The 9,569-nt window shown below is 48.9% G+C and carries 8 protein-coding genes; 1 reads left to right on the top strand and 7 read right to left on the bottom strand.

Going from position 1 to position 9,569, the window contains the following annotated elements:
• The 6 genes from KDK19_RS06730 to KDK19_RS06700 all read right to left on the bottom strand — a co-directional run.
• A partial coding sequence (locus KDK19_RS06730) for an RDD family protein (protein WP_257291609.1) occupies positions 1-332 on the bottom strand: 332 nt, incomplete at its 3' end.
• A 69-nt stretch (positions 333-401) separates the two neighbouring features.
• Positions 402-1,400: a hypothetical protein gene (locus KDK19_RS06725; protein ID WP_257291608.1), complete on the bottom strand. Its 999-nt coding sequence runs from the start codon at positions 1,398-1,400 to the stop codon at positions 402-404.
• 614 nt (positions 1,401-2,014) lie between these two features.
• On the bottom strand, positions 2,015-2,833 hold the full coding sequence (locus KDK19_RS24325) for an HPr family phosphocarrier protein (RefSeq protein WP_368736442.1): 819 nt from the start codon (positions 2,831-2,833) through the stop codon (positions 2,015-2,017).
• Between the two features lie 488 nt (positions 2,834-3,321).
• Positions 3,322-4,458: a hypothetical protein gene (locus tag KDK19_RS06710; RefSeq protein WP_257291607.1), complete on the bottom strand. Its 1,137-nt coding sequence runs from the start codon at positions 4,456-4,458 to the stop codon at positions 3,322-3,324.
• A 381-nt stretch (positions 4,459-4,839) separates the two neighbouring features.
• Positions 4,840-6,924: an ATP-dependent DNA helicase RecG gene (recG, locus tag KDK19_RS06705; RefSeq protein WP_257253649.1), complete on the bottom strand. Its 2,085-nt coding sequence runs from the start codon at positions 6,922-6,924 to the stop codon at positions 4,840-4,842.
• Between the two features lie 34 nt (positions 6,925-6,958).
• Complete coding sequence (locus KDK19_RS06700; RefSeq protein ID WP_257253646.1) at positions 6,959-7,876, bottom strand: hydrogen peroxide-inducible genes activator; 918 nt, start codon at positions 7,874-7,876, stop codon at positions 6,959-6,961.
• Between the two features lie 207 nt (positions 7,877-8,083).
• Here KDK19_RS06700 and KDK19_RS06695 point away from each other — a divergent pair, with 207 nt between their 5' ends.
• On the top strand, positions 8,084-8,941 hold the full coding sequence (locus tag KDK19_RS06695) for an SDR family oxidoreductase (RefSeq protein WP_257275406.1): 858 nt from the start codon (positions 8,084-8,086) through the stop codon (positions 8,939-8,941).
• Positions 8,942-9,040: 99 nt separating this feature from the next.
• Here KDK19_RS06695 and KDK19_RS06690 read toward each other — a convergent pair whose 3' ends face one another.
• On the bottom strand, positions 9,041-9,427 hold the full coding sequence (locus KDK19_RS06690; protein ID WP_257253644.1) for a RidA family protein: 387 nt from the start codon (positions 9,425-9,427) through the stop codon (positions 9,041-9,043).
• Positions 9,428-9,569: the final 142 nt, after the last annotated feature.

Below are 9,569 nucleotides of genomic sequence, written 5' to 3'. Positions count from 1 at the left end.
CGAATGACCGACTGAGACAGAGCCGGAGCAAGGCCGGTCTTCTCATCAACGACTTTCATAGTGATGATCATTTTGCCCGGCGTAGCACTCTTGTAATGCCAGAACAGGATAACTGCTAACGCCGGAAACAACCAGTTGATCATGACGTCTGCCGGGTACAGAAGTTGTTTTGAATTTTCAATCGTCAGCCGATCGCCATCAATCATCATAGTAAGAGGTAAAGTAATGATGATCAGAACCAAAGTATCGATCAGCGTTGCCCAGAATCGGTCGAGAAATCCGGCATATTCAAGGTTGTCTGATCTTTCAGGATTTGAATCGAACTCAGACAACAGAAGCCCCCCATTTATTGCTATGTTATCAACCAAAATTCGGCACAAGCCTGATTCGCTTAAGCTTTTTTATTTCGATTTCGGCATCAAGACGAGCTCTATCACACGAAAGCGTCCAGCGCTGCCCTCTACCTGAGAACCAGCAGTGGGAAGGAAACTGACACCTTTTGGGTTACGCTGATTAAGCCTGAAGTTATCAGACCCGATCGTAGGAAAGCGGGTGCTTCTTGATTCCAATTTAAGCTCCTCAACCACATCCTCATCAGGCAAAGAAAGTGCACCATAAATGACGGCATCGTAAACGCCACCGTTCCGGTAATAATTGTCGGGAGTCAAACTGACTTTGAGATCTGAGCTCTTCATGGAGTATGCTCTCACTGAGAAGAGAGCATCATGCGCTTGTAGATAATCTGTACCTTTTAAGCGTTTGTATAATGTACTGTATGCGCGAAGCTGCCGTCTGAACAACAACCAGCTCCGGACAGCAAGCCCATACTGAGTAGTGAAATACGGATCGAAGTGATTGGGACTAACATTTAATATCTTCATTCGATACGTCACTGCTTCATCTTCCTCACTTTTACTCTTTCCGGTCTCGAGCCACCACCGGTTTGTTTTGAGCGGCACGTAGAAAACTTGTCCTGTTGCCAGTAGCTCGAGTTTGAGCACTGCCCAGAAGGCCGCCCCTTCCAGCTCATTAACGTCGTAGCCTGCCTTGGGGTCGTTCAGCACTGACTGATCGACGCAAAAGTCTTTGAGGTTAGAAGCATTCGGACCTCTGAGTAAGCTGGCCAAATTATAGTATTGGCTATCGCTAACAACGCTGGACTCCCCATACAACGGCTTGACCTCAGGAAACCCCAAATCACGTTCGCAGTATTGCTTGCCGCAAATACCTGATGAAGCCCCACAAGAAAATTCGTATCTGGATTTTGAATTAACCGTCGAAGCCGAAGGCGCCGAAGTTGAAGAACCCTTTGTCGAAGAGACCGCAGCCGTTGAGGCGATAACGGCAGGAACAGACAAGGTAAGGGTCAAGCTTGCACAGGAGACTTTCAACAGATTCATGACTACAATCCTCACACCTATTGACACACTCTTGAGTGTCCATCGCTGATCAGTGAGACTAGTCCATCTATACCTGAATGCCAAATTAGCCAAACGACGAATTCAAAAACAGGAGAAGTGGAGCCGTCATTTTTTTCACAAAAAGCGCCGATTTAACCAGGCTCCTCTTGGTTATAGGAAAAGCCCATCGCCACCGGTGCCTGCTCTTCATAGTTTTTTGTTGTGACGCCATACTGGCTGTCAGTATTAACCATCTCTGACTGTCAGGTTGCAAAGCCTGGATATTGAATGGAACTATGGGAATGGAATAAAAAAAGGCGGCTTGGGACGAGCCGCCAAAACGATGAGGATATGCGAGTTACTGGTAGCTGTTTACCAGTTAATCAGGTCAAAAAGTCTGGTTTCGATAGGCATCTCCTTTATTAATAATGAGAATGATTCTCATTCTATACCTAATCAAACCGTTTGCAAGTTAATTTTTGTTTTTTTGAAAAGTAAAAGCTTCTTACCACTCATTGCAGGGCTGCCCAGTAGCATTCACTGATTCAATGTTCAGCTTGTATAATTTGTACCGTTTGTTTGGTCCTTATCAGGATTTAAGTCCAGATTAACGATCATTCAGCGAGCTCTTGGTTGATCACCTGCTCCAATGCATCCATGGCTTCGTGGGCGTCTGGTCCACAGGCTTTCACTTCGATGGTGCTGCCTCTGGTGATCCCGAGACTCAACAATTTCATCAAACTTTTACCATTGATAAATGCGTCACTTTTATCAGGGTTGCTGACTTCTATCCGGGAGTCAAAACGCTTGATGGTGGATACAAAGACCTTAGCAGGACGGGTATGTATTCCGTTCGGATTCAAAATAGTGAACGCCCGACTTAGCACTTCCTTTGCCGGTGCAGCGCAGCCGTTCCCTCTTGCCGCGACAGCCTGCAATGCAGATGGAGGGTTCGCATCAATACAATTACGAACGCGTTCTTCAGAAAAGGGCCGACGCTCTCTGGGAGGAGAATTGATAGCACCAATAACATCCTGAGGGCTGTCTGTTTTTGCCAGGAAACTGCATAGCTCGTCGTTACCAAGAATCCGTGTCAGTCCCTTCAGAATCTGCAGATGTTCATTGGAGCAGGCTGCTATGCCGACAGCTATGTAAACCTGTTCATCCTCACCCCACTCAACGCCCTGTGGAAACTGGAAAATAACTACCCCGGTTTTGATGACCGCATCACGAGTGTCCGGCGTACCATGGGGGATAGAAATACCATTCCCAAGGAACGTGGAAGAAATAGCTTCACGCGCTTTTAATCCAGCCGTGTAAGCTTCAGTAGTGTACCCAAGCTCAACCATTTTCTGGCCGATTAGCTCGATGACTTGTAGCTTACTTTCTGCAGACTGATTCAAAAAAATATTGGATAAATTCAGTGTTAACATATGAGCAGGACCGTTGCAGCAGTGTCCGGATATTATTAGCTGAACACGATCATCACAGCCTGTCTGAAAGGATATTCGCCGTTTTTGATTTGATCACAATCGACGCTTCTGCAATGCAAAATCTGCTGAGCATCTGCTGAAAGGCTAAACCTCAGATACATCACTCTGAAAAATATGCTGCCCCCCCGTCAAGTCTCTCTAAGTCACCTAGTATGAACCTCAGAAGACCTCAAATTTTTTAATTCTTGAGATAAAACTACATAATTATTCTTGATGTAACAGTTTCACACTCCGAGCCCTACCATGCAGCAGCCGAAATTTTGCCGCTCCAGCCTTGCAACAGACCGTGACAGGCCGACCTCTCCCCAACAATCTTCATTGCGACGATCGCTTTTTCCGAGAATCCAGCTCAGAAAACGGAGAGCCCGCCTATCTATTGCCATGCCATCAATCAGAAATTGTTACACGCTTGATTTGTTCAAGCTGTTTCAATCCTTCGGAAACAGCACAAGCTCTATCAACCGAAGGCGACCAATGCTGCCTTCTAACTGAGAATCAGGAGAGGGAAGTAAACTGAAGCCTTCTGGGTCACGCTTATTTAGCCTGAAGTTACCAAACCCGGATTTAGGCAAGCGAGCTCCTCTTGCTTCTAATTTAAGACCCTTGATCAAATCTCCATCAGGCAAAGACAACTCACCTGAAAGGACGGCATTATAGGCGAGACCGTCCCCGTAAAAATGGTCATAGGTCAAACTGAGATGGAGAGTCGAACTCTTTATCAGGTATGCTCTATCCAGCTGGCGTTGCGGATACACGTCTTTATACGCCACTTTATCTTCTTTAGCCACAAGGTCAAGTGAGGCACTAATGTATTTAGTCACATCCTCATTATGCAGCATCCAGTCTCTGACAGGATGCCCATACGGAGTGTTGAGAAGCGCATCATGGCGATAGCGATCAATTGATGATATGGTCACCTGATAATCCACCCCCAGCTCATTCTCATTTACCCCACTGATAACCTTTCCGACTTTGACCCACTCGCTTGTCTTGACCGGCACATATAAAACTTCTCCCGTTGCGAGCTGCTCCAGTTTGACCACCCCCCAAAAGGTTGCCCCTTCCAGTTCATCAATGCCGTAGCCCGCCCCGGGGTTCTGCAATAACTCCTTATCAATGCAAAAGGATTTGAGGGAAGAATCATCGTCATCACTATCGCTACGCAGCAGAAGGCTGGCCAAATTGTAGGATGCTTCCAGGCTTTCAGTGCTAGACATCTCATAAAATCGTTCAGGATAGGGATCCCCATAAGCCTCCTGACAGTATTCAACGCCACAAACGCCTTTAGAATCCCCACAAGAAAACTCGTATCTGGAATCTGCCGAGGCCGGAGGATCGAAAAACTGAGAGGCCTCTTCCGAAGCAATCTCGTCTGAATCAATCTCGTCTGAATCAATCTCGTCTGAATCAAGCTCGTCTGAACCAATCTCGTCTGAACCAATCTCGTCTGAACCATACACGCCCGTAGCGACCCCCTCCTGAGCAACCCCGACCGGAGAGGCCCTGAGAGCAGGAACAGATAAGGATAAGGCCAAGCTTACACAGGAGACTATTAACAGGTTCATGACTACATTCCCCAACGACTGATTACGAACTCTTGAGGTCTACCGCTGCTGAGTGAGATTAGTCGATCTCCACCTGAATGCCAAATTAGCCACACGATAAATTCAAAGACAGGAAATGTGAAACCATAATTTTTTCACAAAAAGCACCGATTTCACCTGGTGTATACTCGCCAGAATGACTGCAGGAAAAGTCCGGCAGCACTTGCCACTGCTCTTCGTAGTTTTGTCCGTGAATTTTTTTTATTCCCCGAGGGTAACGAAAAATTGTTTCAGTCGCCTCTGGCTGATTTATGCAGTTCTTCAGATCCTCTTTACTGCGGAGTAAATCGATAGAGCTGGCCATGTTAACAATTTTTGACTGTCATCAGCGACGACCAGGCTTCAGACATTAGCGTACTTCTCAGCATGACCCAGCCAGCGAAGGATCAATGGCTCTGCGTTTTGTGGTACCTCTTTCAAGACACTCTGGGCCGCATCCCTGACCTGATCCAGCAAAATGGCATCCCGTTCAAGATCGGCTACCTTGAACTGGGCAAGCCCGGTCTGCCGGGTGCCCAGCACTTCTCCCGGTCCGCGTAATTGCAAATCTTTTTCAGCAATGACAAAACCATCGCTGGAGTCGCGCATCACTTGCAAACGCTCCCTGCTCTGCTGCGAAAGCGGGGCGTGATACATCAGAAGACAGTGGCTCGCTATGCTGCCGCGACCGACACGACCTCTTAACTGATGTAATTGAGCCAGACCCAATCGCTCCGGATTTTCAATAATCATAAGGCTGGCATTAGGTACATCCACGCCTACTTCGATGACCGTAGTGGCCACCAACAGATGCATGTGTCCGGACTTGAAAGCATCCATAACCTCAAGCTTTTCAGTCGCTTTCATTCGACCATGAACCAATCCTATGGAAAGCTCGGGCAATGCTTCTCGCAGCTGTTCAGCCGTCACCTCAGCTGCCTGGCACTGCAAAGCCTCTGACTCTTCAATCAGGGTACAGACCCAATATGCCTGACGGCCCTCCAAACAGGCTGAGCGCAGACGTTTTATTACGTGATCACGACGATCGTCGCTTATCACGACGGTATTTACCGGTGTTCTGCCCGGGGGTAATTCGTCGATAACGGAACAATCCAGATCGGCGTAGGCACTCATAGCCAGCGTTCGGGGAATAGGCGTTGCTGTCATAATCAGTTGATGAGGTTGCCCACCATTGAGCTCACCTTTTTTTCGCAACGCCATTCGCTGATGTACACCAAATCGATGCTGCTCATCGATAATGGCCAGACCCAGCTGCCTGAACTGTACGTCTTCCTGAAAAAGGGCATGAGTACCCACCACCACAGCGGCATCGCCCCGGGCAATCTCTTCCAGAATCTGCTGACGCTTTTTCCCTTTGGTTTTTCCTGACAAATAGGCAATAGAAATCCCCAGAGGTTTCAGCCATCCCTTAAAGTTCTTCTCGTGCTGCTCAGCCAGTATTTCCGTTGGTGCCATAACGGCGGCCTGATAACCATTCTCGACGGCCTGAAGTGCAGCCAGAGCAGCCACCACCGTTTTGCCCGAACCCACATCGCCCTGAACCAGTCTCAACATGGGATCAGGATTCATCATATCCTGACTGATTTCCGCCAATACTTTTTCCTGAGCGCCCGTCAGGGAAAAGGGCAGCTGCTCACGAAAGTCCCGGGTTAGCGTCTGCCTGGGTGACATTGCGTAGCTTTTTACTGTGCGAATCAGGCTACGCAGCTTCTGCATACTCAGGTTGTGAGCCAAAAGTTCTTCAAAAGCCAGTCGCATTTGTGCCGGATGGCGACCTTCAGAAAGGAGTTCAACAGAAACATCAGGGGGAGGCGAGTGCAGGAACTCCACAGCATCCACCAGCGACCCTAACTGATATTGCGATCTGACATTGTCAGGCAGCCACTCCTGAAGTACATCAGGATGGTTCAGTTTGCCCAAAGCCTGCTCACAAAGACTTCGAATTCTCTGCTGAGTGAGTCCTTCAGTAGCCGGATAGACAGGCGTCAGGGTTTCCTCAACATCCAGATTATTATCCGGTTTGATGACCCGATATTCAGGGTGATAAATCTCAAGGCCGCTGGCTCCCCTGCGGGGCTGCCCAAAACAACGAACCTCTGCTCCCGGTTTGAGGTGATTCTTCTGTGCGCTGGAAAAATGGTAAAACCTCAACCCGACAGAACCTGTGCCATCACTGATGCGGCAAAGCAGACTCTGGCGCTTGCCCATCAGGACGTCAGTAGCAACCACAGAGCCCTGAATAACATAATCCCCTTCCGGATGAATAGCGGCAATGGGCGTAATGCGGGTGCGATCCTGATATCTGAGGGGCAAATGAAAAAGCAGGTCCTGCAGATTATGAATATGGATTTTTGCCAGTTTGTCGGCAAGCGCAGCCCCAACTCCTTTCAGTGCTGTCACAGGAATCTCATGCAGGGGCTTCACCATATCACCTCAATGTACTACTGCTGTTACTTTTTATTCATTTGGCTTCCGTTACAGAGCATAGCCTGAGAGCACTGGACAATGCATCTATTGCCTTGGGTCTCGGGAAACTGGCACGCCAGGCCAAGGCAACGGTTCGACTGGGTGATGGCGAGCGAAAAGGCTTTGATGACAATACATCGGGAGCGTAGTGACTGCCAACCAGGGCCGATTCAGGCAGCACACTGATGCCCATTCCCGATGCCACCATATGGCGGATAGTTTCCAGAGAAGAGGCTTCGATGCCACCTCCTTCTTCGCCACCGGCATCGCCTTTCTGAGCCAGAAGCGGACAGGCCTCCATGACCTGATCCCTGAAGCAGTGGCCTTCCCCCAAAAGCAGTAACTCTTCGTTCACCAGTTCTGCAGGGTCTATATCTTGCTTCGACAGCCAGGGATGCCCGGCTGGCAATAAAATCCTGAAAGGGTCGTCGTAAAGAGGCAAGGTTAATACATCAGGCTCAGTAAAGGGCAGTGCGATGATGATGGCGTCCAACTCGCCCACTCTTAGTTTTTTTCTCAAAACCGCTGTAAAGTTTTCTTCGATGTACAGGGGCATCTTAGGTGCCACCAACGCCAACTGGGGAACAAGATGTGGAAACAGATAAGGCCCGATGGTGTATATGGCACCCACTCTCAGAGGCGTGGTTAACTGATCGCGCCCGGCTTTGGCAATCTGTTTGATGCCTGACACTTCTTCCAGAACTTTCTGGGCCTGACTGGTGACCTTTTCACCCATAGGGGTCACCCGAACCGAATTCCGCGATCGTTCGAACAGGGCTACTCCAAGCTCATCTTCCAGTTTTTTCACTCCCACACTGAGCGTGGGCTGACTGACATGGCACTTGGCAGCAGCACGCCCAAAGTGCTGCTCCTGAGCAAGAGTCACAATATAGCGCAATTCTGTGAGAGTCATAACGGTAGAAGCCTGTCTGGAAACGACCAGAACACTGTAAATTTAAACAGTTTTTTTTTCAAACTATTCCTTCGGCTTCTGTCAAAAGTAGAAGATGCATCATCGGAGGCACAGAGAAATGCTGAATTTGAGTAAGGTTACTTGCATTTCCCTGAGGATAAAGGACACTCACGGTTGTCCTTTTTTTATAAAAATGACGGGGCTGCTATGAAGAAGAATGTATTGATCGCCGGTTGCGGTGATGTCGGTTGCGAATTAGCACGACAGCTTCTGGACACAGACAATTACTCTGTCTGGGGATTACGCCGGAGCATTGACCGTTTGCCCCAGGGCGTTCATCCTGTTCAGGGCGACCTGTCAAATCCAGAACAGCTGGGCAACTGGCCCAACAAAATTGACTATGTCGTTTATGCGGCTGCCTCCGATGGATCCGGTCAGGACAATTATCAAAAAGCCTATCTAAGAGGTCTTTCCAACGTCCTTTCTCGCCTTCAGGCACAGGGCCACCGGCCCGAGCGGGTGCTTTTCACTTCCAGTACCGGCAGTTATCACCAGGATGATGGTCAGTGGGTGGATGAAACTTCACCCACACATCCGGTTCGGTATTCAGGGAAGATTATGCTGGAGGCAGAAGCGATTTTAATCAACAGCCCTTTTCCTGCGACTGCGGTTCGTTTTGGCGGCATTTATGGTCCCGGAAGAAATCGAATGATCAATCGAGTCAAAGCCGGTGAAGGCTGTGAAGCTGAGCCGGTCATCTATGGCAACCGCATACACCGGGATGACTGTGCCGGTATCCTTGCTCATCTGATTCGCCGCGATGAGCAAAAGCTTCCCGTTGACTCTCTATACCTGGGTGTCGACCACGAACCCGCTCCAATGTACGAAGTGTTGCACTGGCTGGCAGCTCAACTCGGTATAGTGCTGGACGACAGCCACCCTGCACCTCAGAGAGGCAGCAAACGTTGCAGCAATCAAAAAATCATCGATGCAGGTTACACTTTCAGGTACCCAAACTACAGGGCTGGCTACTCAGAGTTGTTAAGCTCAACGTCCTATGAGTAATGACAACAGCCCTACCTGTTTGCTATTCATTTCCATTCACACGGCAAAGCTGCGCAATGCCGGGATGGATGGAGAATTCCACAATGTTCGTTAAAAAAACTACCTCAGCTCCAGAATCGCATCAATCTCAACCGGCACGCCTTTGGGCAGTTCTTTCACACCAATGGCAGCACGTGCAGGATAGGGCTGAGTGAAATACTCAGCCATTACTTCATTGACCGCATTAAAATTGCTAAGATCGGTCAGGAAAATGCCTACTTTTGCAGCATCCTGAAGTTCTCCACCTGCAGCTTCTGCAATGGCTTTCAGATTTTCAAAGCAGCGGCGTGTCTGCGCTTTGAAGCCTCCCTGCTCCAGCTCCATGGTTTCCGGGATCAGGGGAATCTGGCCGGAAACATAAACGGTCGTTCCGGCCTTAACCGCCTGAGAGTAGGTACCAATCGCCTGAGGCGCATTCTCTGTGTTTATGGTCTGTCTATTACTCATTGTGCGCTCACTTCCCAACAGAAAAGAGCCAAATAGTAAGGGACAACACGTATTTTTCAAGTCCCTTTGGAGTTATGCCGATACTGCCTAGCAGCCTGTCAGACTTAAGCGTCCGTAGCGAGGATTGCAAGAAATTGAGGAT

Origin of the sequence: Endozoicomonas sp. ONNA1 (genome assembly GCF_024606325.1) — a bacterium.
Classification (GTDB): Bacteria; Pseudomonadota; Gammaproteobacteria; order Pseudomonadales; family Endozoicomonadaceae; genus Endozoicomonas_A.
Note: the sequence above shows the minus strand (reverse complement) of the source record. Positions and strands in the feature narration are given on the sequence as shown.

Excerpts from the sequence above, each read along its gene's own strand:
- KDK19_RS06700 (WP_257253646.1), bottom strand. The coding sequence starts at position 7,876 with ATGACTCTCACAGAATTGCGCTATATTGTGACTCTTGCTCAGGAGCAG.
- KDK19_RS24325 (WP_368736442.1), bottom strand. The coding sequence starts at position 2,833 with ATGTTAACACTGAATTTATCCAATATTTTTTTGAATCAGTCTGCAGAA.
- KDK19_RS06690 (WP_257253644.1), bottom strand. The coding sequence starts at position 9,427 with ATGAGTAATAGACAGACCATAAACACAGAGAATGCGCCTCAGGCGATT.
- KDK19_RS06725 (WP_257291608.1), bottom strand. The coding sequence starts at position 1,400 with ATGAATCTGTTGAAAGTCTCCTGTGCAAGCTTGACCCTTACCTTGTCT.
- KDK19_RS06695 (WP_257275406.1), top strand. The coding sequence starts at position 8,084 with ATGAAGAAGAATGTATTGATCGCCGGTTGCGGTGATGTCGGTTGCGAA.
- recG (WP_257253649.1), bottom strand. The coding sequence starts at position 6,924 with ATGGTGAAGCCCCTGCATGAGATTCCTGTGACAGCACTGAAAGGAGTT.
- KDK19_RS06710 (WP_257291607.1), bottom strand. The coding sequence starts at position 4,458 with ATGAACCTGTTAATAGTCTCCTGTGTAAGCTTGGCCTTATCCTTATCT.